This is a genomic window from Acinetobacter sp. CY73 (assembly GCF_059515865.1).
Map to the genome: position 1 here is coordinate 42,732 of NZ_JCAKMZ010000021.1, position 23,652 is coordinate 66,383.

Genomic DNA, 23,652 nt, shown 5'->3' on the forward strand with positions numbered 1-23,652 from the left:
TTACAAAATATCCTCAACATTAAAGCCTTAAATGGTCGCAGGAATCAAGTCGGGCACTAATTTAGTTAATGCTAGACGCTGTTTACCTGCTGTAGCACCCAATAGCACAAAACCACGCAAAGTATTTTCGGCATCTGTTGCTTTGGCGATCATGCCATCATCAAACTCTTCTGTTTCCCAAGTCACCTCTACGCCAGTAGGTGCAGGAAGCACTGTTAAAGGTGCAGCAGGTGTTTTTACGGCAACAGGCATGGCAGGGTAGTGAACGGTAGTGGTTTGTCCTGACAGTGTTTTTGCCAGCGCGCGCGCTTGTTGCATGAGTGGCATGACATAAGGCAATAGCATGCCATTCACTTCTGCGCAGTCACCAATGGCATAGATATCCGGTTGGTTGGTTTCCATCAGTGTATTGGTAATTACACCACGACTGGTGTTGATTCCTGCTTCTTGAGCCAATCCAATATTCGGTTGTAAACCAATGGCCGAAAGTACCACATCCGCAATTAAGTTTTGACCATTGGCAAGTGTTACGATATACGCATCATCTGCTTGTTTAGATACTTTCTCAACTGTAGTCCCCAATACAAATTGGATTCCTGTTTCTTCCATATTTTGTTGAAAGGCTTCAGCAACGTGGCTTGGCAATAAGCGTCCCAAAGGCTGTGGTGCTAAATCAATCACTGTTGCTTGATGACCTGTATTTTGTAAGTCGTTGGCAAATTCACAACCAATCAAGCCTGCGCCTAGGATCACCACACGTTTTTGAGATTTTTTTTCTAGATTTTCACGAAAGGCTTTGTAATCATTGAGCGAGTTCACAACCAAAATGTCATCACTACCATCGCCTGCAATCGCCAAGCGTATTGGATGTGCACCGACAGCTAAAATGAGTTTTGAATATTGTTGAAGCGTTTTTTGACCATTTACGTCTAAAGTTAATTCGTGTTTTTCAACGTCAATATGGCGTACTGAAGTATGCGCTTGGATGTGCATATTCAGTTGAGCAGACATTTTTGCAGCATCACCTAAACCAATTTGTTCAGGTGCTTTTTTACCCACCAAAGCATTTGAAAGAGTTGGTTTTGCATAGTTTACCGCATCATCTGCACAAACCATCACCAATGCATGTTCGGCGTTTAATTTGCGATATTCTCTTGCAAGTGTATAACCTGCCATGCCAGAACCAATGATTACGATAGGATGCATATTACTCTCCAAAATGTGAGGGAAGGTTTTTATAGTTGATTAAAAAAGACCATATAACATGGTCTTTTAGGGTAATGATTAGATTTCTACCATTTCAAAATCAGCTTTTGAAACGCCGCAATCAGGGCAAGTCCAATCATCGGGGATATCTTCCCATTTTGTTCCAGCTGTAATGCCATCTTGAGGCCAGCCTTCAGCTTCGTCATAAATCCATCCACAAACGATGCATTGATATTTTTTCATCTATTTCTCCAAAAACCGACAGATCCGATAAGTTGTCAGTAAAATATTCCAAACCGTACATTAACTCAATTAAACGACTACTTGTAATAGTGTACGCATTCACGCAAATTTTTACGCAGTTCTATGATGAATGTAAAGTAAATAACGGAGTTTAACCTACTAAACTTTCTGCAGAATGGCAGAGAAGAACAAAACGCGTGCTGTTTGGGCTAATTATGCAATTTTTGTGACTTGACTCATTTTGGTAAAATGAACATTTTCAAATGCTTGCTTGGCTTAATCTGACTGATTCTGAATACAAAAATCTTTTATTTTGTTTTATAAACACGCTATTTAGACTTAGGTCTAGCATAAATATTAGGTAAATTACGGTATAATTCCATTCTCTAAAATATATATCTAATATTTATTTTATTGATGTGTCTAATAAAATCAATAACTTAGTATTTTTGTTTGATTTAAAAAAATCAGCTCTCTGTTTTTTATATCTAAAATCCATTAAAATTCGCACATTCTTTATCTTCTCCTAAATCTCCTATGAACAACACGTCTACAGCTTTGTGGTCTCACATTCGTACTGTCCAAAATTTTCCAAAGCCCGGTATTTGTTTTTTTGATTTAACACCATTATTTATGAGCAATATTGGTCCATTAACAGATGCTTTAATTGAAAGTATTCCAGCTGAGCAACTGGCAGACGTAGACAGTTTTGTGGCTGTAGAAGCACGTGGTTTTGTTTTAGCGAGTTTGTTGGCGCAGCGTACAGGTAAAGGCTTATTATTGGTTCGTAAAGCAGGTAAATTACCGCCACCAGTGGTCGGTGTGGGCTATAGCTTAGAGTATGGTATGGATCGCCTTGAAATGTCGGCGGATATTGCCCCACAGAAAGTGATTATTGTGGATGATGTCTTGGCAACAGGTGGCACACTAAAAGCTGTGAAACAATTGATGGATAAATGCCAGCATACGATTCTAGGTGCAAGCATTTTCCTTGATTTACCAGATTTACATGGTGATCTAGGTTTCAATATTTGGACTGTTTTAGACGATAAAACGATGCCAGAAGCTCAAGTTGCGTAATGCTATATAGATCAGTAGAGTTATTTGCTGACTGATCCTATATCTAAGCCTTGCTCAAGCAAGGCTTTTTTATGTCTGGATCAAAGTTGTTCAGCTTTTTTACATATTCAAATCAATGACTACAACTTAAACATAGTCTTTTAAGCGGTGAATCAGGTCGTTAATTCTTTCGGGATATTCTAAACGGTGATGACCCCCTTCAACAGTGTCTACTTCCATAAAGGACTCGAGCTGATCTGCTGTTTGGCGCATATCAAGTACTTCATCACCCAATTCAATATAGGCTAATTGGGGAATATCATGATCTAAATCTTGCTCATCAATCGCGGGATAATCTTCACGAAAACAGGGTGAGAGATTAGGATTGGCAATGATGGCAGGAAGTTGAAAAAGCTTAGACATTTTAAGTGCCCAGTACCCACCTAAACTGTGTCCGATCAGAACCTCAGGTTTTATTTTTTGAATAATGTCCTGATAAAAAGTTTCAACAGTTTTGAAATTTAAATTGCGATAATCAACATTGATACAGAGCTTATGTTCTGCATCAATGACTTCGAACTTACTTGATTCTTTTGATGAATCAAGTCCGTGTAAAAATAAGATTTTTGAAACGCACTTATTCATTGTTATATATTCACATTATCGTTCTTTTAAATTAATGAGGAATTTAATCACCTCATCTGCTGTTTAAACCGTTTAGTATTATATGGTTAGGTTGAATCATTCGGCTATTAGCATTTGGTATTGGTTTCTGGTTATTTACATTTAACTTCAAAAGGTTGCATGATTTTTATCTCTGAAGGTATGCCATCGTAGTTAAAAGGATATAAGCGCCCCTCAAGTATCTCTTGATCAATGTAATGATTTAATTTTGTTAATCGACTTTGATTTAAGTTTTTTATTTTAATGATATTTCCATTATGGTCGGCCAATAAGGCTATATTTAATTGAAAAGAATTCGTTTTCTCATTATAGAGCGTAGGATTAACCCATGTAATAAGTTTGGGGTTAAATTCGCACATGAGGGACATGTAACTTGAAGACTTTGTTAAAACTGGTGGTTTTAACCATTTTGGTCCCAAAGGAAAAATGACTGCAATAATGATAGGTTTCATTTTGATGATATTTTTTTGCTCAGACTTCATCACATATTCTGCTGCTATTTCAGATGCTCTTTTATTGAGTTGATCGAACTTCTCATTGGGGTTTAAAAGCAGCGTATTAATTTTCTGTAATTTAAGGTCGATATCAACTTTAACTTTCCATATATAATCAGATGTATCGAGATTGGATGTTTCAATCAGTTGCGGAACGCCTGTGTCAGGTTGGTTTTGTTCTTGAATATTTTGAGCTTCATGCATAACTCCGTAAGCACTCTGCATAAAGATGGACAAAATAACAATGAGGTTGATTTTTTTCATTTTAAAGACACGCTTATTAGTATTTTTGATCGTATAGAAACTTACTCATTATTCTCGAACTCTGCTATGCTATGCAACTTCCGATTTTTCAATTTATACACGAGGCAGAGATGACGCAACAAAACGCTCAATCGACTTCTGAACAAGCCATTTCCGAAAACGATTTAATTGCACAGCGTCATGCCAAGCTTAAACAAATACAAGAGAAGGCGAAGGAAACCAATACCAGCCCTTGGCCTAACACGTTTAAACGTGAACACTATGCACAAGACTTACAAGATCAGTTTGCTGAAATCTCAAAAGAAGATATTGAAGCTGGCGAAAAAGTGTATGTCAAAGTTGCAGGTCGTGTGATGTTGAACCGTGGTTCATTCATGGTGATTCAAGACATGACAGGTCGTATTCAGCTTTATGTTGCACGTAAAGAGCTTGCACCTGAAGTGTTAGAAACGATTAAAAGCTTAGACCTTGGTGATATTATCGCTGTTGGTGGTTATATCGGTCGTTCAGGTAAAGGCGATCTTTATGTGCATATCGAACAATTTGAACTTTTAACCAAGTCACTTCGTCCACTTCCAGATAAGTTCCATGGTTTAAATGACACCGAAGTTAAATATCGTAAGCGTTATCTAGATTTGATCGTCAATGAAGAAACGCGTAAGACCTTTGAAATCCGTGCCAAAGTCGTTGCTGGTATTCGTGCTTTCTTAAATGAAAAACGCTTCATGGAAGTTGAAACGCCAATGATGCATGTGATTCCGGGTGGTGCATCTGCACGTCCGTTCGAAACGCATCACAACGCTTTGGACATGCCATTATTCCTACGTATTGCGCCTGAGCTTTATTTAAAACGTTTGGTAGTGGGCGGTTTCGAACGTGTATTTGAGATTAACCGTAACTTCCGTAACGAAGGTGTATCGACCCGTCATAACCCAGAATTCACCATGATCGAATTCTACCAAGCGTATGCTGACTACAAAGATTTAATGGAACTGACTGAGCAAATGCTAGAAAAGTTAGCCATTGATATCTTAGGTTCGACTGATGTGCCTTATGGTGATGAAGTATATAGCTTCAAAGGTCCATTTAAGAAAATCTCAATGTTTGACGCAATTTTAGAGCACAACCCACAATTTACACCAGAAAATGTAAATGACCGTGAGTTCCTTGCGAAATTTGTTCAAGAAGAGCTTAAAGAGCAAGTAAAACCAGGTTTTGGTTTAGGTAAGCTTCAAACCATTGTATTTGAAGAAACGGTTGAAACTAAACTTCGTCAGCCAACCTTCATTACTGAATACCCTGCGGAGACTTCTCCACTTGCACGTCGTAATGATGATAATCCACATATCACAGATCGTTTTGAATTCTTTATTGGCGGTCGTGAATTGGCAAATGGCTTCTCAGAATTAAATGACCCGATTGATCAAGCAGAACGTTTCCAAGCGCAAGTTGATGAAAAAGAAGCGGGCGATGATGAAGCGATGCACTATGATGCAGACTTTGTTGAAGCATTAGAATACGGTTTACCGCCAACAGCAGGTCAAGGTATTGGTATTGACCGTCTGGTGATGTTATTTGCCAATGCGCCTAGTATTCGTGATGTGATCTTGTTCCCGCATATGCGTCATAAGAACGCTTAATTATTTAAAACTCTTAGATTAGCATTTGAAAAGCCACCTTTATGGTGGCTTTTTCATGTGTGCACTTTTAAAGTTTAAGAAGATATTTTGATGGAATGAGGTGTTTAAACGATAAATATTTGAAATATGGGGGGATTTTAATGGGATAAATTCAAACTAAAGTAGGTTACTTAATTCAAAAGTTATTGAAAAACAGGAAATTAAGAAATGATAAACAAAATTAAAGATATGTCGTCTTGTCACACTTTAATGATTGAAAAATGTGACATATGAATTTAAGGTGCAATATATAGATAACCATTAGGTAATGAATAACATGCTTATTAAAAAATCACTGTATACGGCAATTTTTGCCAGTGTTTCGATGACAGGATTTGCACAAGGAATTGTGCTTAATCAAGCGGATCTAAAAACGGATCTCAATTGGTTAAATCAGCAAGGTGTTATTCAAATCAGTACGTCTACTTGGCCATTGAGTGGTGATGAAATTCAACGTGCCTTGAGTAATGCTCATGTGACGACATCGACACAACAAAAAGTCATTCAATCTGTGCGCCAGAGCTTAGAGGCTGAGAATGAATTCTTAAAAGTTGAAGTCTTTGCTGAGACTGATCCTAAGAGTATTCCGCAAGCCTTCGGCGATGATCAGAAAGCTCAATATGCCATTGGCGCAGAATTCAATGCTGGCGGACAAAACTGGGATGCACGTTTAAAAGTTAAAGGAGAGAAAGACCCACAGATTGACAATGATCAAGATGTCAATGTGGAAAGTTCTTACTTAGCTGGAAAATTATGGAATCAGTGGGTTATCGCTGGACAAATTCCTACCTATTGGGGCCCTGGTCATGATGGCAGCTTGATCCGTGGTGATGCCAGCCGTCCTGTTTATGGTGTTACGGTACAGCGTGCAGAGCAAAATGCATTTGAAAGTAAATGGTTATCTTGGATTGGGCCATGGCAATATCAAGCCTTTGCAGGTCAGTTAGATGATTATCAAGCGATACCTGATGCGAAATTATTGGGTTTACGTTTAACAGCTCAACCTTTACCGTATTTGGAATTAGGGGCTTCCCGTGTATTGCAATGGGGGGGAGAAGGGCGTTCGGAAAAATGGGATACACTTTGGAATGCCATTAAAGGTAATGATAATTTTGATGATGGAGATTTAGATAAATCTAATCAAATTGCTGGATTAGATGCAAGATTAAACTTACAACAATTATTCAATGTACCTGTTGGTTTATATGGTCAATTTGTCGGTGAAGATGAAGCGGGATTATTACCTGCCAAAAAAATGTATTTAGCAGGTATCGATTATTCAGCAAGTTATAAAAATATGCCTTATCAAATATATGCAGAGTGGGCAGATACGACAACCAATGGCAATGTAGAAGGCGTTTCTTATAACCATTATATTTATACCGATGGGTATTACCAACATGGCTATCCACTGGCACATGCAATTGGTGGAGATGGGGAAATGATTTCATTCGGTGGAGATATTCGTTTTGATGCTATGAATCGATTATCTGGTCGTGCATTGTTTGCCAAAGTGAATCAATCTGATCGCATAACCAATTTTGCCTTTCCAGAAAATGATGAAATTAAAGCGCTAGACCTGACGTGGACACATTACATCAAGCCAAGTATTCCTTTGAAGATCAACGGTTGGATTGCTGATTCAGATCTTTATGGTAATGATGCGGGTCTCTCCCTAGGTGTCGAATTACCCCTAGAGAAAGCGATGTTTGGTTTTTAAAATCACTTGAGTGAAAAAAAGTCCCATCGAATGGGGCTTTTTTATGGCAGAAATATCCAAAATTTTACAGAATAATTTGAAAATGACTGAACATTACAATAGACAGGTTTGAATTCGAACTTTCATATCCAAGCTAGATTGCAAAATATAGTGCTTCATCCAATGATAAGACTGCCCCATTGGATTAATTTTAGTGGCGCTTTCCAAAAAATCTAATTCAGGCTGATTAAACAATTGTTGTTCAATGCATTGGGTAAATTGCTCTGAATTGACGTATAAATCTGTTTCGATCAAATAGAATTTTTTAGGATAGTTATAAAAGGCATAACATAGATTAAAGGCTTTTTGGTCACCTTTTAAATTGTTGATCGCGATTTCGTAGCGCTTGTCTTGATTGCTATGCGTGACGCCAATCAAGTATTTCAGTTTTTGATTCTCCAGTTTAATTGCAAATTGAAGTCCAAGTTGGTCTGAAGTGTGTTCATGCTGCACAAAAATATTAAAAGCCGCGCCATCTTCAGTATAGGGTTCTTGCAAGACAAGAATATTGTCATTGTGCTGATAAATATTTCCAGCGAACTGGGCTTTTTCAAGAGACTGTTTGATCTGTTCTAGGCTAAGCATGGGAGAAAGCTTCTGTAGAGGTCGAATGATTGAATTTTATATGAGCTTAGATTGATAATCTGTTGAACTATTGGACAGTTGAATTTTATATAGGTGATTTAAATCATAGCAATTGCATTCTCATGTCATTTTTATTCGCGTTGTAGACCTTGGAAATGATTAAAATGCAGTGTGAGCGCGGAAAAGAAATAAATTATTGTTTTATATTTCAGTTAAGGTTTAACAGTTATATGAATAAGGTAGACTGGTTATAGCTAAGCCATGGTTTTATAATGTTAATTTTGTATTTATCCTGTTTTTATATGATGTTTACATATATCAATATAAAAAAACATGCTAAAGGAAAGTTGGCTAAATCACTATAATGAATATAAATTTTCAAAAGTGTCATAAGTACACGTTTTTCTAAGCTGGTGTTGTCCATGTCGTTAAATGAGGAAAGACTTACTCATCTAAAGCAGCTTGAAGCTGAGAGTATTCATATTATCCGCGAAGTCGCAGCCGAGTTTGAAAATCCGGTCATGCTGTATTCTATCGGTAAAGATTCAGCAGTGATGTTACATCTAGCGCTGAAAGCATTTTACCCTGCAAAACTTCCATTCCCACTGTTGCATGTCGACACAGGTTGGAAATTTAAAGACATGATTGCCTTCCGTGACAACATGGCGAAAAAGCATGGTTTTGATTTGATCGTGCATCAAAACAAAGAAGGGGTAGATGCGGGCATCAATCCATTCGATCATGGAAGTTCAAAATATACCGACATCATGAAGACTCAAGGCTTAAAACAAGCCCTTGATAAATACGGTTTTGATGCAGCTTTTGGTGGCGCTCGTCGTGATGAAGAAAAATCACGTGCAAAAGAACGTGTCTATTCATTCCGTGATGATAAGCACCGTTGGGATCCTAAAAACCAACGTCCTGAACTTTGGAATCTTTACAACGGTAAAGTGAACAAGGGTGAAAGTATTCGTGTATTCCCATTATCAAACTGGACTGAGCTTGATATTTGGCAATACATCTATTTGGAAAGCATTCCATTGGTACCTTTATACCTTGCTGCAGAACGTCCTGTGGTGGAGCGTAGTGGTACGTTGATTATGGTTGATGATGAACGTATGCCTTTATTCGAGGGCGAAGTTCCAGAAATGAAATCGGTACGTTTCCGTACTTTAGGTTGTTATCCATTAACAGGTGCAGTGGAATCAACTGCTGATACCTTGCCTGAAATCATCCAAGAGATGCTTTTGGCAACTAGCTCTGAACGTCAAGGTCGTATGATTGACCATGATGAAGCAGGCTCGATGGAGAAGAAAAAACAAGAAGGTTACTTCTAATTCAATCTCCCCAAACCCCTCTTTGAAAAAGAGGGGCTTAAAGGCGAAGGAAAGTCTCCCTTTCTTAAAGGGAGATTTAGAGGGATTAGAGATTCCAATACACCGATTTCAACGTATTTGTGGAGCTATGAGCCATGTCTCATCAATCAGATTTGATTAGCCAAGATATCTTGGGCTATTTAAAACAACATGAAAATAAAGACTTATTGCGTTTCTTGACTTGCGGTAACGTAGATGATGGTAAATCAACTTTAATTGGTCGCCTGCTTTACGATTCAAAATTGATTTATGAAGATCAATTGCAAGCAGTAACGCGTGATTCTAAAAAAGTCGGTACAACGGGCGATGCGCCTGACTTGTCTTTACTTGTCGATGGTTTACAAGCTGAGCGTGAGCAGGGTATTACGATTGATGTCGCTTATCGTTATTTCTCAACTGAAAAACGTAAGTTCATCATTGCCGATACTCCGGGACATGAGCAATATACGCGTAACATGGCAACAGGTGCGTCAACTTGTGACCTTGCGATCATCCTCATTGATGCACGCTATGGTGTTCAAACCCAGACGCGCCGTCATACCTTTATTGCGAGCCTTTTGGGTATTAAGAACATTATTGTTGCGATCAACAAAATGGACTTGGTGGAATTCTCTGAAACACGTTTCAATGAAATCCAAGCTGAATATGCAGGCTTTGTTGCGCAATTGGGTGACCGTAAACCATCGAATATCATCTTTACGCCGATTTCTGCGTTAAACGGTGACAACGTGGTGAACAAATCTGAAAATACGCCATGGTACACGGGTCAAACCCTAATGGGTTCTTTAGAATCTGTTGAAATTAACCGTGATACAGCGCAACGTGATTTCCGTTTACCTGTGCAATACGTCAACCGTCCGAACCTCGATTTCCGTGGCTTCTGCGGTACGATTGCGCTAGGTGACGTTAACGTTGGCGATACCATTACTGCTTTACCATCTGGTAAGTCGTCTACGGTTAAAGAGATCGTGACGTTCGATGGTAATTTGGAACGTGCAGTTGCAGGTCAAGCTGTAACGATTACTTTAAACGATGAAATTGATATTTCTCGTGGTAATGTGTTGATCCGTGCTGATCAAGGTCTACCTTCAATTTCACGTTCGGTTCAAGCGACTGTGGTGTGGATGGCAGATCAACCGCTGGTGATGGGTAAGCTATACAATGTCAAGATTGGTACGCAAACTGTTCCTGCTAAAGTAACTGCGATTAACTACCGTACCAACGTCAACACATTGGAAAAGGCAAAAGTTGACAGCCTTGAGCTGAATGCGATTGCCAATGTCACTGTTGAGTTCGATGCGCCAGTAGTCTTTGACCGTTATCAAGACAGTCGTTACACAGGTTCATTTATCTTCATTGATCGTTTAAATAACGTGACGATTGGTGCAGGTATGGTGGAAGAGTCTGTTGAATGGACGGCACATAGTAATCCTGTGACTGCTGAAGCGCGTGCTGCACGTTTAGGTCAAAAACCTGCTGCGGTGACTGTGTCTGAAGCTGCACTTGCAAATGCTCAAGCGATTGAAAACTTGTTACTTCAACAAGGCATCGTAGCGATTGCAAAAGCAGGTTTAGATGCTACTCAAGTGGCATTGCTTCGTGAGACAGGTGTGGTTGTGATTACGACTGTTGCTGAAGGGACTGATGTCAGCTATGCAGATGAGTTTGCTGAAGCATTGGCTGAAAAAATTGTGGAATTGGTTCGTCTTTAATTGATTGAAAGAACCCGCTTAATGCGGGTTCTTTGTTTAACAATAGTAAGGTAATACTTTCCTTCATTTAAGAAATATATAAAGTAGTATTTAAGATATGGAAATTAAGGTGGGACATGAAAAAAATACTTTATGCAAGTTTAATTATGCCTTTGACGACATTGGCTAATGCTGTACCTAATATATGGGATACTGGGTTTGAAAAAGGGTATGAGATATATCAGATTAATGATGTGAAAGGAAATAAGCTTCACATTGATTGTGCTAGCGGTACGGGTGAAACAGGTGATCATGGTGTCTATATTACTACTGCTAAACGCCTGTCTTATGAAACAGCTTATAAGAATTCTGTATCGAAAAGACCATTAACATTTTTGATAAATCAAGAGACAGTAGCAACTCCTCCAGCTACAACTAAAACATCAAATTCATCTACTGAATGGAATGATTTTACAAAGAAAATTTCTGGTGCTAAACAGATAGAGGCTTATTGGAATGAGACCAAAATTGCTACGTTTAGTCCACGTAACCCAAATGAAAGTGTAATACTAAAAGATTGCATGTCAAAGTTTGAAGAACTGTAGATATTGCTTATTTCAAAACGAATGCAGTGTGATGTACTGCACGTTTAGGTCAAAAACCTGCTGCGGTGACTGTGTCTGAAGCTGCACTTGCAAATGCTCAAGCGATTGAAAACTTGTTGCTTCAACAAGGTATCGTGGCAATTGCGAAAGTAAGTCTTGATGCTACTCAAGTGGCGTTGCTTCGTGAGACAGGTGTTGTTGTGATTACGACTGTTGCTGAAGGGACTGATGTCAGCTATGCAGATGAGTCTGCTGAAGCATTGGCTGAAAAGATTGTGGAATTGGTTCGTCTGTAATAGATTGAATCAATAAAAAAACCCGCTTATCGCGGGTTTTTTTATTGGGTGTGAATGTTCGGATTAAGACGCATCTTTATTCAGTCGTTTTTTAAATTTATTGACATAGCGTTTGAAAGGCCAAGTAAATTGCTTCACAAAACTATTAGGAATTTTATAGCCGACTGTTCCATACACACTGGCTAAATGCTTAGGCATGTATACTGTTTTAAAAATGACATCATACAACGGAATAAATGCCGCATAATTTTTATCAATAGCCGGTTTTTCAGAAGAATGGTGCCAATGATGAAACTCAGGTGTTGCAACCAGCCAACGTAGGTAAGGGAAGCGAAATCTGACATTCGAATGGATAAAAATGGCATGAAAGGAAATAAAGATTAAATAGGCGAAAACAGCAGATGTATGAAAACCGAGTAAGAAAATAGGTAAAGTGGCGATAAAGCGTGTCAGTACCACTTCAACGATATGTAATCGCGAAGATGCTAACCAATCCATATGTTCTGTGGAGTGATGGATGGCATGAAACCGCCATAAAAAATTTACTTCGTGCATGGCACGATGAAGCCAATAAGTTGTGAAGTCTACAACAATAATCAATTCTATAAACTGTAACCAAATCGGTTGAGATTGAACCACAGCGACAATCGGATTATTGGGAATATGTGTAATCCAATATTGGATAGGCATCACGGTTAAAAAAGAAAACAGTTGAATACCGATATGACTGAACATGAAATATTTCATATCAGTCAACCAACCCACACGCAGAATTTTCTGATCTTTATTCTTGGCGAAAAATCCTTCGAGCGGTATAAACACTAAGGCTAGAATAAGCAGTGTCAGTACAAAATAATCAATGCCTGCATAAAAAGGAAGATTCGGCAGTGTAGGCGCTTTAATCAGACCACAGCCTAAGATCGCGGCAATGATGGTAAAACATAAACCATAAAAGCCATATCTATTTTGTTTAATAATGGAGCTATAAGCTCCAAAGCCTGCACTGATTGCAATGGCAATCAATAAACTATAATAAAGTATATCGTGATGCTGATGATAAAATGGACGTAATTCAGGCGTGGTGAAGATGCTAGGAAACAAAAAACAGAGTGCAGCAAAAATTCCAAGTAGTCCTAAGGCGATTGAAATAAAAGCACTGATTTTACCTTGACCCTGATTTAATTCTAGATTTTCAAATTTTTCTCGAAGTTGATCTGTCATTATAATTTTTCTATAAATTTGTCATTGAGAATATTATTACATTTTATTTTATTGTGCGATTTAAATTATTTCAGCCCTTGTTTATAAACTGACCACTATCTTAGTGATTTTTAAGCAGTCGAGATTGATTGTTATATCCCAAATGCAGTGATTGAAAAGAGTAGAGAATATCATCATCGCAAGATAGGCTGGTAAGCGTACGTATAACTCAAACTTTTTAAATTCGCTTAGACATTGAATCTCAAGATAGATTCGGGTTTACTGCTGAAGAATATAAAAAAGGTACAATAACGATATGGGATATCATTCAATTTTCAACGCTCATGCCTTTCAAAACCAAGTCATCATCATCACTGGAGGTGGTTCAGGTATTGGTCGTTGTACCGCCCATGAATTGGCATCATTAGGCGCACAAGTCATTATCACAGGTCGTACATTAGAAAAACTCGATCAAGTCGTGGTTGAAATCCTTGAGGATGGTGGAAAAGCGCACGGCATCGCTTGCGATAACCGTGATGAAAACCAAGTTAAAGCCATGATCAGCGAAGTCATTGAAAAGTTCGGAAGACTGGATGGTTTAGTGAATAATGCAGGTGGACAGTTCCCATCACACTTAGAAAACATCTCTGCCAATGGCTTCGATGCTGTCATTAAAAACAATCTACACGCCACCTTCTACCTTATGCGTGAAGCCTATAACCAATGGATGGCGAATCATGGTGGAAGCATCGTAAACATGACTGCCGATATGTGGGGCGGTATGCCCAACATGGGACATTCAGGTGCTGCGCGAGCAGGAGTCGATAATCTGACCAAAACCGCTGCGGTGGAGTGGGGAAAATCAGGCGTTCGAGTCAATGCGGTTGCACCCGGGTGGATACTTTCCTCAGGGATGGACAGCTATACAGGCGAAATGGCAGAAAAAATCATTCCCAGCATGGCGCAACACGTACCACTGCAACGCATGGGCACGGAATCAGAAGTGTCTTCAGCCATCGTATATTTGCTTTCAGAAGCATCGAAATTCATTTCAGGTGTGACCATTCGCATCGATGGTGCAGCTTCATTGGGAACACGCATATTCCCATTATCCACGGCTCAAAACAATGAAGCCTATGACGGATTTCATCGATCATTTTTACCTGATGTGATTAAAAATTTGGACCATAACAAGAACTAAAGCAGCTATTTTCCAAGCATTGGCTTTGAATAAAAGTTATTTTGAACTTTTGCTGAATGACGTGCAAAATGATGAATATTCACATTGAGACATTTCCAAAAATGATGGGGAACTTCAGACATAAGTCAGACAAGACTTCAAACCTGAGATGAACTATGTTCAAATAAACTCAATACATGAATAGTGAACCAATAAGGAAATCGAATGTCACAGACGATGCAACAGATCATTATTACAGAACCGGGCGGTGTTGAAAAACTGGCTTATGAAACAGTGGAGATTCCAAGCCCTGCAAATAATGAAGTCCTTGTAAAAGTTCATGCCTTTGGTTTAAACCGCCCAGATATTTTGCAACGGCAAGGTTTATATCCAATGCCAAAAGGCGTAACGCCAGTGCCGGGCTTGGAAGTTTCAGGTGTAGTTGAAGCTGTAGGTGCAGACGTTAAAGCGTTTAAGGTTGGTGACAAAGTCTGTGGTCTGACCAATGGTGGTGGCTATGCAGAATATTGCGTGGTGCCTGAAAGCCAAACTTTATCCATTCCCGAAGGCGTGAGCTTTGTACAAGCAGCGGCGATTCCTGAAACGTTTTATACCGTTTGGGCGAATGTGTTCCAAATGGGACGAGCACAAGCAGGCGAGACGGTATTGATTCATGGCGGAACCAGTGGCATTGGTACGACAGCACTCATGCTATGTAATGCCTTAGGCATGCAAACATTTGCAACCGTGGGTTCAGATGAAAAAGTTCAAGCCATTTCTGATTTGACCACAGCGATTAACTATAAGACTCAAGACTTTGAGCAAGTGATCAATGAGGCAACGGATAATGCGGGTGTTGATATCATTCTAGATATCGTTGGGGCACCCTATTTGGCTCAAAACCTGAATTTGTTACGCCGTGATGGACGTTTGGTGTATATCGCATTCTTAGGCGGTGCAAAAGCCAAAGAAGTAAAGCTGGGTCAAATCATGATGAAGCGATTGACCATTACAGGTTCCACCATGCGTGCGCGTAATACTGCTGAAAAAGCTGAAATTACTAAAGGTTTACAAGAAGTGGTTGCACCACTTTGGGCGAAAGGTGAATGTTTACCGATGATCTATAAAACCTTTAAATTTGATCAAATCCAAGCAGCACATACGATCATGGATACAGGTGAGCATGTGGGCAAAGTAGTGGTCGAAGTGATCTAACATTATCGAATTAATTTAGATTTAAAAATTATCTAATTGGATGAAATAAAGGTGGGCTAAGGCTCACCTTTTTTATTGAATTTTAAAGACCCAAAGGCTGAATAAACGCTGAAATTGCTCAATACCTAGGATGAATTTTGCAACATGGAGGGGGTCGAGATCACAAAGCGGTCACGACCACTGGACTTCGCCTTGATCAAAGCGGTATTCGCCGCAGCAAAAATTGTTTCCCATTGATTGCTTTTAGCTGGTATACAACAATGCACCCCAATGCTAATGGTGACATTGAAAGTATGTCCATTTTTAAGAATGATATCGTGATGTCTAACCATTTCACATAAACGATTTGCCAAAACTTCTGCACCTTGAATCGTGGTGTTCGTCAACAGTAAAGCAAAGCCTTTTCCACTATATCGCGCCGCGATATCAGTGACCCGACATTGTAGCTGTAAGGTTTGAGCGACCATTTGAATCACTTGATCACCGACTAAATGTCCATGCTCATTGTTAATTTTTTGAAAATAATCAATATCGATTAACATAATGGTCAAGGGTGCAGTAGTATCACTATCTTGATGGATCAATTGCTTTAAACCATTCAGTAGCGCAGCACGATTAGGTAATTGAGTTAGATAATCGAGTTTTTCTTTGCCTTGCTCAAGCGCATATTGACGGTCTCGTGCCATCATGAAGAAACCAAAACCACTTAAAAAGATTTTCATAAATAGCAATACACACAGTGACCACATCGTGACCATTGTTGTCGCAGTTAAGCGAATGCTCAGATCAGGCATTGAAAAGGTTTGGGTGGTAATCAATAACAGTAAAATAGCAAATTGGATGCAAACTGAAGTAAGTACCAAGATCCAACCTGAACCCGGGGTGCGTGAACGCATTTGAATCAAGAGACGTAAACAGTAAATGATTTGTATGGCACAGATGATGGTATGAAATTCATTGAACTGGGCAATGCTATTGGGAATAAAAAGAAAAGCTAAGCCAGTCGTTACTAAAATCGGAAGAGAAACCGTAACAAGGTCACGTATTGGTCGATGACTTTGACGAAAGCGCTGAATGGATAAAATAGAGACGGATATCGCTAAACAAAACAGTAGTTTTGAAACCACCAAAAAAACCAGATGTTGAGCAATACTTTGCAGTAAAAATGCAGCATAAGCACAGCCATATAAGGCAGTACTGAGCACAGCAAAGGACAATCCCTGTTGCCAATACTGTCGCCCCATGAGCCATAAAATCCAACATACCAAGAAGGAAGATAGGCTGATCATACTAAAGACTGTTGAAAAGTCTGGGCTGAACATCGGCATTCGCGCATCCTTTCGTAGTTTGTTTTCAGATAGCAGTGCTCTGAATGAAACAAAATATTGATATTTTTCTACTACGTTTATTTGTGAATACTTGGATCGAATATGCAATAGCTGTGATATGTATCGCCAAAATGAAAGACTATGCGTTATTATAAGTGTATCTAAGTATCTGTATTTTATACTTTACTATGATATTAAACTTTCTGAAAGAGAAATATTAAGCTTCGTTCTTTGTGTGATATTTAGCCACAATCACTGAAAGTGTATGCGCGTCCAATTCAGTATTCTAATTGGGTATTTGAAATGAAGCTTTTCAAACTTAAGTCACTCAAATAGGAGCTATCAAGTTTAGTATTGCCAATTAAGTTATACGTTTGCAATTGATGGCTTCAGTCCATTCAGTGCATTGGCAACGCTCACATTCGGTTTTGATCGAATCGAGTTGAGTCACATAGCCACAATAAACACAGGCATAATACTTATGATTATCAACTTGCTTAGCCAGTTCACAGGCTTTGGGGAATAGGGGTAAACCATATTTCACCTGATCATCTGCATAGTACAAAATACTGAATTTACCATCCGACTCTAATAGCCCGACACGAACTTGTCCCAAATGTTCAACCGACTGCTGACGCATTTCCGCAAAGAATTCATCATGTGACATTTTGCCTTTTTGAATCTCTTCAATGACCAATTGACCATTTTCCACAATATAGGCAGATTTCCCTTCGAGTAGATCTTCGAAAGGTTGGTACTTCATCATTAACCATGTGGTGACTCGATATAAAATCACAATGGTCGACATAACCACCAATGCTTGGATTAAGGGCAGATCATCTGTAAACATCGGATCGCCTGCAATCGATCCCAAACACAAAATAATTGCCACTTCAAAGATCGAAAGCTGACGAACGCCACGTTTACCCGTTAGTCTGAGCACCACGATAATCATGATGTACATTAAAAAACAGCGAATCAGCAATTCGCCGACAAAGCCCCATGTTGTATCGAGTATGAGAATGTCTTGAAGATCCATATCTGACACCTTTTTTATTAGAATGAGATTTAGTTTATCGGGATCGTGATGCTGAGGTATTGCGAGAAATGTATGTTTTTGTTGGCTTAATTTTTTTTTGATAGCTCATATGCTATAGAACAATCTTCTTAAAAAAAGGCGAAATTTAAAGCTAGAAGTGAGAATAGGTTGAAATGTTGTTGAATCACGTCCATCTTCAATTGAATAAGCTCACTCAATAGAGAGGCAACCCATTGGCTTCGTATTAATCACTCACCATGCTCTTAAAAGTGTTCTGCGATGTGAGGGAATACGAAGTCCGCTATAATGTATTTCTGCTTTTGTTCTGATTGTATTAATGATGACTTTTGATCTAAAAACCACGGTTCAACCCAATGTTGAAGTGTCTCCACAGCACAAAAAGTTAAATCGTTTGATTGAAAGCATAGAACAGCAAAAACTATTGTTGGCTACATGGCAAAATGCCAAATCTGAGATTCAACAGTATGCAGGGCAGAAGTTAATGCCTGCGTATCATCAGTTGAATCAAGTACTCTATCAACAATTAGAGCAGTTATGGAATAGCCTAAGCAAATATAATTTCTCTCCAGCAGATCTGGCACAGTTGGATCAGAACATACAAGACTTGGCTTTATCCCTACAATCGAATCAGACCCTGTCAGAACATCAATCCGATCTGATTGAGCAGATTATTCAGTTTTATCAGCAAACAGCTGAACATGCAGACTTAAAACGATCAAAACAGACTAAACAGAATCAGCATATTAACAAGACAAGAGTTTCTGACGATGATCAAGTGCAAAGCGCTGAAAATATGGAGATGACTGATTCAGAGCAGGCAATGGATCAAAGTGAATCATGGGACTGGGAATATGATTTTGATCAGCAACGTGATCAGTATAGCCAAGCCCGTGAACAAGCGAAGCTTAAACGAAAACAAGATAAACAGGCTCAAGCTGAGAAAATGTCTGAGCAATCGTTGAAATCCGTGTATTTAAAAATAGCCTCGATTATTCACCCGGATCGTGAACAGGATGAAACGAAGAAAGTAGAAAGGACAAAGCTATTACAGCGTGCCAATGAAGCCTATGAACAGCAGGATTTATTTTATTTATTGAAATTACAATTAGAGGTTGAGCAACAGCGACTGAATAAAAAAGCCTTGAGTGGTGAGCAATTAAAGTTTTATCAAATGGCTTTAACGTCGCAAAGTTCTGAGCTTCAAAGTCAAATCAATGCCTTGATTGATGATTTAGTGTGGTCACCCAAGGCGAAAATTGCAGTGCAGAAGTCGAAAGGGCAACTGAATATTGCAGATTTGTATAAGCAGATTGATGCGGATGTGTCCGCTATTAAACAGCAGCTCAAAGTGGAAAAACAAAGACTGATGTATATGGGGAAAGAGAGTGGGTTGGAGATGTTATTGGAGCATGGGGCTTTGTGAGCTACAAAATGGTTGTACTTTTTAAGCCAATAGTTCATATGCATTCATCATGTTAAAATATTGGATGAAATCATATCGGTATTGAAGTAGGCTCATGAGTACTTTAGATTTAAGCGTGTACCAAGAAACAGAAAATTTATCTCCACAACAGAAGAAGTTTAATCGCTTGATTCAAAAAATTGAGAAATTACAAGCAGTGTTGATGGAGTGGCAACAAGCACAACAAAAAGTACAGCAGGATGCAAGTGCGGAACTCTTGCCCTTATATGGTAAATGGCATCAAGTTTTGTTTAGTCAATTAGAGATCCTTTGGCAATATAAAAATGCCCATAAATTTGCTAAAACCCATTTACAGCGTTTGGATGAAAAAATTTCAATTTTAGCGAGTCTGCTCCTCAATAATCCGAATCTATCTGAACAACAACATGATTTGACGGTCATTGTTGCTCAATATTATAAGCTTATAGAAGACGGCTCTCGTTTTGAGACAGTTACATCTAATGTAAACGATGATTTGAATCAAGCGCATGATACTGATGAGATGATGCAGACACAAGTCATGAAGGAAATTCTAGCAGATCAATTAGGAGTGACGGTCGATTGGCTTGACTTTGATTTAGATCTCGACAATCTTGAAGAGTTTATGCAAAAAGTGAAACAAAAACTTGATCGAGAAGAAGGGGATTTTATTCAAAATCAACTCAATGAAGATGAGCGTGAAGAGTATCAAAAGTTTGCTGAAAAAGAAAAAAAGAAAGCCTTAAAGAAGCAAGTACAGCTTGAAGAAGCAAAAAAAATGGCAGGGCAGTCATTAAAAACCATCTATTTAAAAATTGCCTCAGTGATTCATCCTGATCGTGAGCAAGATGAGCAAAAGCGGATTGAAAAAACAGAATTATTACAACAAGCCAATAGAGCGTTAGAGGAAAAAGATCTACTTGGTTTATTAAAGCTACGTGCTTATACAGAGCAAGACGATCAAAAACAGGCAGTTAAAGTTGCAAATGAGCATTTAAAATCTTATAACTTATTGCTAGAAGAGCAAATTGAACAATTACAATTTGAGATAGATGATATTGTTTATTCATTTGATTGGGAAAGTTCTGGTTTTTATAAGCAAACCTTTAAACCGATTGATTTGACTAAAAAATATCAACGTGATTTGGCTGATATTCAGAATAAATTAGAAATAGATCAAAGGCTTTTAACTCAGTACCAAGATATTACGCTGTTAAAAATGCTCTTAAAAAGTAGAATGTTTAGTTGGTCATTTGTTTGATTTTAAAGTTTAATTTTTAGTATGAGCATCATAGATTTTATGGTGCTTTTTTAAAATCTCAATAAAAATAAAGTCATCATGATTAGAATGTGCAAATCCATGCGCCATACCGCCACCGATGCAGAAAACCTCATGTGGCAAATTCTTCGTGCCAAGCGATTTATGAATCTGAAATTACGTCGTCAGCATGTGATTGCACCTTACATTATAGATTTTTATTGTCATGAAATTGGTTTGGTGATTGAGTTGGATAGTGGTCAGCATGGAACGGAAGATGCTATTGAATATGATGCTGAACGCACCAAGTTTTTAGAGGCGTTGGGTTTAACGGTTGTGCGGTATTGGAATCATGCTGTGTTGGGGCGAACGGATGTGGTGTTGGAAGATTTGTGAAATATGTTTTTTGAATTGCGTAATATCTTTCCCTTGCGTACTCAGAATATATTCTGAGGATGCTCATCTCCTAAGAGGAGAGGGGATTTCCATTGAGTATCAAGTTATAGTGGAATTCATAAAGGTTGCTCCCTCTCTATAGGATGAGAAACATCGCTTCCCACGTGTGAGGGTTTTAAATAGTAAAAGTTAAAAGCAAAGGTTGATCTATACGGGGAAAAAGAGTGGGTTGGAGATGTTGTTGGAGCATCAAATTTTATAAATGATTTGAGTTTAAAAATGAAAAATACTGACGATCAGCAAAAATTAAGAAAAGTGGCTCTCCATGCTGTCTTATACCAAATACTTTCTATTATTATTCTTAGCGTATTCACGACGTTAGGTCACTCGTTTGATTTGCCTGTATTTATCTTGATTGGTTTTATGATTATTGTGTGTTACAGCGCCTATATTCTTAAAATTTTAATTATTGATGACAATTTATGCCCAAACTGTCATCAGCATTTTTTTAAGCGCGAAGGAAGCTTTAGCAATTTGGGATTTTCAATTTATACAAAGAAATGTACGAATTGTAAGTTTAAGATTTAGTATACGATATTATGTAAATGAAAATAGATCCCCAATTATTAGAATTTGCCAAATCCATGCGCCACACCGCCACCGACGCTGAAAGTCGTATGTGGCAAATTCTTCGTGCCAAGCGATTTATGAATTTAAAATTTCGTCGTCAGCATGTGATCAAACCTTATATTGTCGATTTTTACTGTCATGAAATTGGTTTAGTGATTGAGTTGGATGGCAGTCAGCATGGAACGGAAGATGCAATTGAATATGATGCTGAACGCACCAAGTTTTTAGAGGCTTTGGGCTTAACAGTTGTACGGTATTGGAATTATGATGTGTTGGGGCAGACTGATGTGGTGTTGGATCATTTATGGAATATATGCTTTGAACTGAAAGTAAATTGATAATGGAAGCTCCTTCTCCCTTCGGGAGAAGGCGGGGGATGAGGGTTTCTTAAATTAAAAATACCTCTCCCTAACCCTCTCCTAAAAGGAGAGGGAACTCCAATGTGAAACTCATACATGCACTAAATAAAATGACGCTCACTCTCCCTATGGAGGAGGGCTTGAGTGAAGGAAACTAAAAATTAAATTTTAAAAAATTGTCAAAGAAAAGCCGTGCATTGAGAGGCATCAAAGTTTCTTGATTTCCATTAAAATCTTTTAGAGATCTATTATGTATATAGATAAAAACTTTTAAAGTGTCCTTTTGAAAATCACTTAAATTAAGGTTTTCAGCAAATTCAGTGAATTCTGATGCAATTTCATTTTCATTAACAGAAAAGGAACTTTTTTTATCTGATAATATTGATGCTTGTATATAGGATATTTTGTATATTTCTCTAATGAAGCCAATAATAATATCTGCACATTGAACGAAGAATGATTCTTCTGAGTCAGTAAAATTTACATTTGCTCGATATATATTGATTGCATCACTTCGATATTTTTCATCATTAATATATTTTTTAATTACTTCATCAATATTAAACTCATTATCGAGCGTGATTTTTGAAGATTTAAACTTATGGATCTTAGTAAGATAAAAAACCGAAAAATCTTTAACTAAAAGATTTTTTTCATCTTCCTTTAAGAAAAATAAATCATTTTTTTCAATTATGTAAGATATATCGTCTTTATGAGTTAATTTAGAGTTATGCTTAATCCTATCTAAAAAAATTGATTTTATATCATGAATATTTGAGTTATCAATTTTTGGAAATTTTAGATGAAGCAATTCTTTAGTAATTTCTTCTTTATTTTCAATGAAAAAATTATAAAGTTCTGATTTTATTTCAGAAAAATAAAGATAAATTTGATAGTCTCTATTAAGTAGAGGAGAGGCAAATTTCTTGTTTGCTAATGACACTAGAATTTGGTCATCTATAAAGTCAATAAAATAAAAATAGCTAACATCTACTGTGTTGTAATGAATATTAATATTTTCTTTTTTAAGCCAGTGGAAAAATTGATTTAGCTTTTTACTTGATATAGCTAAAAATCCAATATGAGCTACAATAGAAAAAACACTAAGATTTAGGATCATGCCAAAAACATATTCTGTCGATTTACGCGAAAAAGTCATGCAGTTTTATAAAGAATCACAGCATAAATCCAAAACGTGTGAACTGTTTAATATTGCAAGAACCACCCTAGATGATTGGATTCTACTCGAACAGCAGACTGGTCAGCTCAAACAGCCTAAACCTCAAAATGCAGGACGCCCTTCGAGGATTCGAGATCTTCAAGCCTTTGAGCACTTCGTAAAAAATACACCTTTTACTCAGGCGAAAGATCTTGTCCCTTTGTTTGAACAACAATTCGGTTATACCGTTGGTTACCATGTCATTTTAAAAGCCCTTAATAAGATGGGATGGACGCGTAAAAAAAGAGTTTTCTTTACAGACAAGCCTGTAAATTAAGTCGTGCTGTATTTGAATGGTTCCTACCTCAATGGAAGAAACAATATGGCGAGGATCATATTCTTTATATTGATGAATCAGGCATCAATACCAATGAAATAGCAGAATATGGTTGGTCTCCAAGAGGCCAGCGATGTCATTCCTTAAG

22 protein-coding genes and 1 pseudogene are annotated in these 23,652 nt (G+C 38.0%); 14 read left to right on the plus strand and 9 right to left on the minus strand.

Annotation, left to right across the window (positions count from 1 at the left end; genetic code table 11):
- Positions 1–27: 27 nt before the first annotated feature.
- Together AC5YD2_RS10915 and rubA are read right to left on the minus strand one after the other, a co-directional pair.
- Positions 28–1,206, minus strand: coding sequence for an NAD(P)/FAD-dependent oxidoreductase (locus tag AC5YD2_RS10915; RefSeq protein ID WP_496126355.1), 1,179 nt, complete (start codon positions 1,204–1,206; stop codon positions 28–30).
- Positions 1,207–1,284: 78 nt separating this feature from the next.
- Positions 1,285–1,449 (minus strand): rubredoxin RubA, encoded by a 165-nt coding sequence (gene rubA, locus AC5YD2_RS10920; RefSeq protein WP_087511919.1) that lies wholly within the window; start codon positions 1,447–1,449, stop codon positions 1,285–1,287.
- Positions 1,450–1,986: 537 nt separating this feature from the next.
- On the opposite strand from rubA, the gene AC5YD2_RS10925 reads away from it, so the two are divergent.
- On the plus strand, positions 1,987–2,529 hold the full coding sequence (locus AC5YD2_RS10925; protein ID WP_496126356.1) for an adenine phosphoribosyltransferase: 543 nt from the start codon (positions 1,987–1,989) through the stop codon (positions 2,527–2,529).
- A gap of 126 nt (positions 2,530–2,655) precedes the next feature.
- Here the strand turns inward: AC5YD2_RS10925 and AC5YD2_RS10930 are convergent, their stop codons facing one another.
- Both AC5YD2_RS10930 and AC5YD2_RS10935 read right to left on the minus strand, forming a co-directional pair.
- Positions 2,656–3,153, minus strand: a complete 498-nt coding sequence (locus AC5YD2_RS10930) for a YqiA/YcfP family alpha/beta fold hydrolase (RefSeq protein ID WP_496126357.1) — start codon at positions 3,151–3,153, stop codon at positions 2,656–2,658.
- Positions 3,154–3,284: 131 nt separating this feature from the next.
- Positions 3,285–3,950, minus strand: coding sequence for a hypothetical protein (locus AC5YD2_RS10935; protein ID WP_496126358.1), 666 nt, complete (start codon positions 3,948–3,950; stop codon positions 3,285–3,287).
- Between the two features lie 110 nt (positions 3,951–4,060).
- Between AC5YD2_RS10935 and lysS the strand changes: the two genes are divergently transcribed.
- Together lysS and AC5YD2_RS10945 are read left to right on the plus strand one after the other, a co-directional pair.
- Entirely contained in the window at positions 4,061–5,590 is a 1,530-nt protein-coding gene (gene lysS / locus AC5YD2_RS10940) for a lysine--tRNA ligase (RefSeq protein WP_496126359.1), read from the plus strand.
- A gap of 316 nt (positions 5,591–5,906) precedes the next feature.
- Entirely contained in the window at positions 5,907–7,349 is a 1,443-nt protein-coding gene (locus AC5YD2_RS10945; RefSeq protein WP_496126360.1) for a capsule assembly Wzi family protein, read from the plus strand.
- A 93-nt stretch (positions 7,350–7,442) separates the two neighbouring features.
- Here the strand turns inward: AC5YD2_RS10945 and AC5YD2_RS10950 are convergent, their stop codons facing one another.
- Positions 7,443–7,973, minus strand: a complete 531-nt coding sequence (locus AC5YD2_RS10950) for a hypothetical protein (protein WP_496126361.1) — start codon at positions 7,971–7,973, stop codon at positions 7,443–7,445.
- 422 nt (positions 7,974–8,395) lie between these two features.
- On the opposite strand from AC5YD2_RS10950, the gene cysD reads away from it, so the two are divergent.
- The 4 genes and pseudogenes from cysD to cysN (AC5YD2_RS10970) form a co-directional block, all read left to right on the plus strand.
- A complete protein-coding gene (gene cysD / locus AC5YD2_RS10955) occupies positions 8,396–9,310 on the plus strand; it encodes a sulfate adenylyltransferase subunit CysD (RefSeq protein WP_496126362.1) in 915 nt (304 codons plus the stop codon).
- A gap of 134 nt (positions 9,311–9,444) precedes the next feature.
- On the plus strand, positions 9,445–11,061 hold the full coding sequence (gene cysN / locus AC5YD2_RS10960; RefSeq protein WP_496126363.1) for a sulfate adenylyltransferase subunit CysN: 1,617 nt from the start codon (positions 9,445–9,447) through the stop codon (positions 11,059–11,061).
- 116 nt (positions 11,062–11,177) lie between these two features.
- Positions 11,178–11,645: a YfjT/YkfB family phage-associated protein gene (locus AC5YD2_RS10965; RefSeq protein ID WP_496126364.1), complete on the plus strand. Its 468-nt coding sequence runs from the start codon at positions 11,178–11,180 to the stop codon at positions 11,643–11,645.
- Positions 11,646–11,683: 38 nt separating this feature from the next.
- Positions 11,684–11,941: pseudogene (gene cysN, locus AC5YD2_RS10970) on the plus strand (sulfate adenylyltransferase subunit CysN); the annotation flags it as partial.
- Between the two features lie 63 nt (positions 11,942–12,004).
- Here cysN (AC5YD2_RS10970) and AC5YD2_RS10975 read toward each other — a convergent pair.
- Positions 12,005–13,162 carry a sterol desaturase family protein gene (locus AC5YD2_RS10975; RefSeq protein WP_496126365.1) on the minus strand — a complete coding sequence of 386 codons (1,158 nt, stop codon included), beginning with the start codon at positions 13,160–13,162 and terminating at the stop codon, positions 12,005–12,007.
- Positions 13,163–13,457: 295 nt separating this feature from the next.
- On the opposite strand from AC5YD2_RS10975, the gene AC5YD2_RS10980 reads away from it, so the two are divergent.
- Both AC5YD2_RS10980 and AC5YD2_RS10985 read left to right on the plus strand, forming a co-directional pair.
- The gene (locus tag AC5YD2_RS10980) at positions 13,458–14,342 is read left to right on the plus strand and encodes an SDR family oxidoreductase (RefSeq protein WP_496126366.1); all 885 of its coding nucleotides are present in this window, start codon (positions 13,458–13,460) and stop codon (positions 14,340–14,342) included.
- Positions 14,343–14,546: 204 nt separating this feature from the next.
- Positions 14,547–15,536, plus strand: a complete 990-nt coding sequence (locus tag AC5YD2_RS10985; RefSeq protein ID WP_496126367.1) for an NAD(P)H-quinone oxidoreductase — start codon at positions 14,547–14,549, stop codon at positions 15,534–15,536.
- A 125-nt stretch (positions 15,537–15,661) separates the two neighbouring features.
- Here AC5YD2_RS10985 and AC5YD2_RS10990 read toward each other — a convergent pair whose 3' ends face one another.
- On the minus strand, positions 15,662–16,864 hold the full coding sequence (locus AC5YD2_RS10990; RefSeq protein ID WP_496126368.1) for a GGDEF domain-containing protein: 1,203 nt from the start codon (positions 16,862–16,864) through the stop codon (positions 15,662–15,664).
- A gap of 361 nt (positions 16,865–17,225) precedes the next feature.
- Entirely contained in the window at positions 17,226–17,903 is a 678-nt protein-coding gene (locus tag AC5YD2_RS10995) for a DUF421 domain-containing protein (protein ID WP_496126369.1), read from the minus strand.
- A gap of 340 nt (positions 17,904–18,243) precedes the next feature.
- Between AC5YD2_RS10995 and AC5YD2_RS11000 the strand changes: the two genes are divergently transcribed.
- From AC5YD2_RS11000 to AC5YD2_RS11015, 4 genes are all read left to right on the plus strand, one after another.
- Positions 18,244–19,347 carry a molecular chaperone DnaJ gene (locus AC5YD2_RS11000; protein ID WP_496126375.1) on the plus strand — a complete coding sequence of 368 codons (1,104 nt, stop codon included), beginning with the start codon at positions 18,244–18,246 and terminating at the stop codon, positions 19,345–19,347.
- A gap of 94 nt (positions 19,348–19,441) precedes the next feature.
- Positions 19,442–20,626 carry a molecular chaperone DnaJ gene (locus tag AC5YD2_RS11005; RefSeq protein ID WP_496126370.1) on the plus strand — a complete coding sequence of 395 codons (1,185 nt, stop codon included), beginning with the start codon at positions 19,442–19,444 and terminating at the stop codon, positions 20,624–20,626.
- 78 nt (positions 20,627–20,704) lie between these two features.
- On the plus strand, positions 20,705–21,019 hold the full coding sequence (locus AC5YD2_RS11010) for an endonuclease domain-containing protein (protein ID WP_496126371.1): 315 nt from the start codon (positions 20,705–20,707) through the stop codon (positions 21,017–21,019).
- A 605-nt stretch (positions 21,020–21,624) separates the two neighbouring features.
- Positions 21,625–21,987, plus strand: coding sequence for an endonuclease domain-containing protein (locus AC5YD2_RS11015; protein WP_496126372.1), 363 nt, complete (start codon positions 21,625–21,627; stop codon positions 21,985–21,987).
- Positions 21,988–22,162: 175 nt separating this feature from the next.
- Here the strand turns inward: AC5YD2_RS11015 and AC5YD2_RS11020 are convergent, their stop codons facing one another.
- Positions 22,163–23,128 carry a hypothetical protein gene (locus AC5YD2_RS11020; protein ID WP_496126373.1) on the minus strand — a complete coding sequence of 322 codons (966 nt, stop codon included), beginning with the start codon at positions 23,126–23,128 and terminating at the stop codon, positions 22,163–22,165.
- Between AC5YD2_RS11020 and AC5YD2_RS11025 the strand changes: the two genes are divergently transcribed.
- On the plus strand, positions 23,127–23,504 hold the full coding sequence (locus tag AC5YD2_RS11025) for an IS630 transposase-related protein (protein WP_496125791.1): 378 nt from the start codon (positions 23,127–23,129) through the stop codon (positions 23,502–23,504). The two genes, AC5YD2_RS11020 and AC5YD2_RS11025, sit on opposite strands and share 2 nt — an antisense overlap.
- Positions 23,505–23,652: the final 148 nt, after the last annotated feature.

Excerpts from the sequence above, each read along its gene's own strand:
- AC5YD2_RS11015 (WP_496126372.1), top strand. The coding sequence starts at position 21,625 with ATGAAAATAGATCCCCAATTATTAGAATTTGCCAAATCCATGCGCCAC.
- AC5YD2_RS10975 (WP_496126365.1), bottom strand. The coding sequence starts at position 13,162 with ATGACAGATCAACTTCGAGAAAAATTTGAAAATCTAGAATTAAATCAG.
- AC5YD2_RS11005 (WP_496126370.1), top strand. The coding sequence starts at position 19,442 with ATGAGTACTTTAGATTTAAGCGTGTACCAAGAAACAGAAAATTTATCT.
- AC5YD2_RS11020 (WP_496126373.1), bottom strand. The coding sequence starts at position 23,128 with ATGATCCTAAATCTTAGTGTTTTTTCTATTGTAGCTCATATTGGATTT.
- AC5YD2_RS10990 (WP_496126368.1), bottom strand. The coding sequence starts at position 16,864 with ATGCCGATGTTCAGCCCAGACTTTTCAACAGTCTTTAGTATGATCAGC.
- AC5YD2_RS10985 (WP_496126367.1), top strand. The coding sequence starts at position 14,547 with ATGTCACAGACGATGCAACAGATCATTATTACAGAACCGGGCGGTGTT.
- AC5YD2_RS11010 (WP_496126371.1), top strand. The coding sequence starts at position 20,705 with ATGATTAGAATGTGCAAATCCATGCGCCATACCGCCACCGATGCAGAA.
- AC5YD2_RS10965 (WP_496126364.1), top strand. The coding sequence starts at position 11,178 with ATGAAAAAAATACTTTATGCAAGTTTAATTATGCCTTTGACGACATTG.
- AC5YD2_RS10950 (WP_496126361.1), bottom strand. The coding sequence starts at position 7,973 with ATGCTTAGCCTAGAACAGATCAAACAGTCTCTTGAAAAAGCCCAGTTC.
- rubA (WP_087511919.1), bottom strand. The coding sequence starts at position 1,449 with ATGAAAAAATATCAATGCATCGTTTGTGGATGGATTTATGACGAAGCT.
- AC5YD2_RS10980 (WP_496126366.1), top strand. The coding sequence starts at position 13,458 with ATGGGATATCATTCAATTTTCAACGCTCATGCCTTTCAAAACCAAGTC.
- lysS (WP_496126359.1), top strand. The coding sequence starts at position 4,061 with ATGACGCAACAAAACGCTCAATCGACTTCTGAACAAGCCATTTCCGAA.
- AC5YD2_RS10915 (WP_496126355.1), bottom strand. The coding sequence starts at position 1,206 with ATGCATCCTATCGTAATCATTGGTTCTGGCATGGCAGGTTATACACTT.
- AC5YD2_RS11000 (WP_496126375.1), top strand. The coding sequence starts at position 18,244 with ATGACTTTTGATCTAAAAACCACGGTTCAACCCAATGTTGAAGTGTCT.
- AC5YD2_RS10935 (WP_496126358.1), bottom strand. The coding sequence starts at position 3,950 with ATGAAAAAAATCAACCTCATTGTTATTTTGTCCATCTTTATGCAGAGT.
- cysD (WP_496126362.1), top strand. The coding sequence starts at position 8,396 with ATGTCGTTAAATGAGGAAAGACTTACTCATCTAAAGCAGCTTGAAGCT.
- AC5YD2_RS10925 (WP_496126356.1), top strand. The coding sequence starts at position 1,987 with ATGAACAACACGTCTACAGCTTTGTGGTCTCACATTCGTACTGTCCAA.
- AC5YD2_RS10945 (WP_496126360.1), top strand. The coding sequence starts at position 5,907 with ATGCTTATTAAAAAATCACTGTATACGGCAATTTTTGCCAGTGTTTCG.
- AC5YD2_RS11025 (WP_496125791.1), top strand. The coding sequence starts at position 23,127 with ATGCCAAAAACATATTCTGTCGATTTACGCGAAAAAGTCATGCAGTTT.
- AC5YD2_RS10995 (WP_496126369.1), bottom strand. The coding sequence starts at position 17,903 with ATGGATCTTCAAGACATTCTCATACTCGATACAACATGGGGCTTTGTC.
- cysN (WP_496126363.1), top strand. The coding sequence starts at position 9,445 with ATGTCTCATCAATCAGATTTGATTAGCCAAGATATCTTGGGCTATTTA.
- AC5YD2_RS10930 (WP_496126357.1), bottom strand. The coding sequence starts at position 3,153 with ATGAATAAGTGCGTTTCAAAAATCTTATTTTTACACGGACTTGATTCA.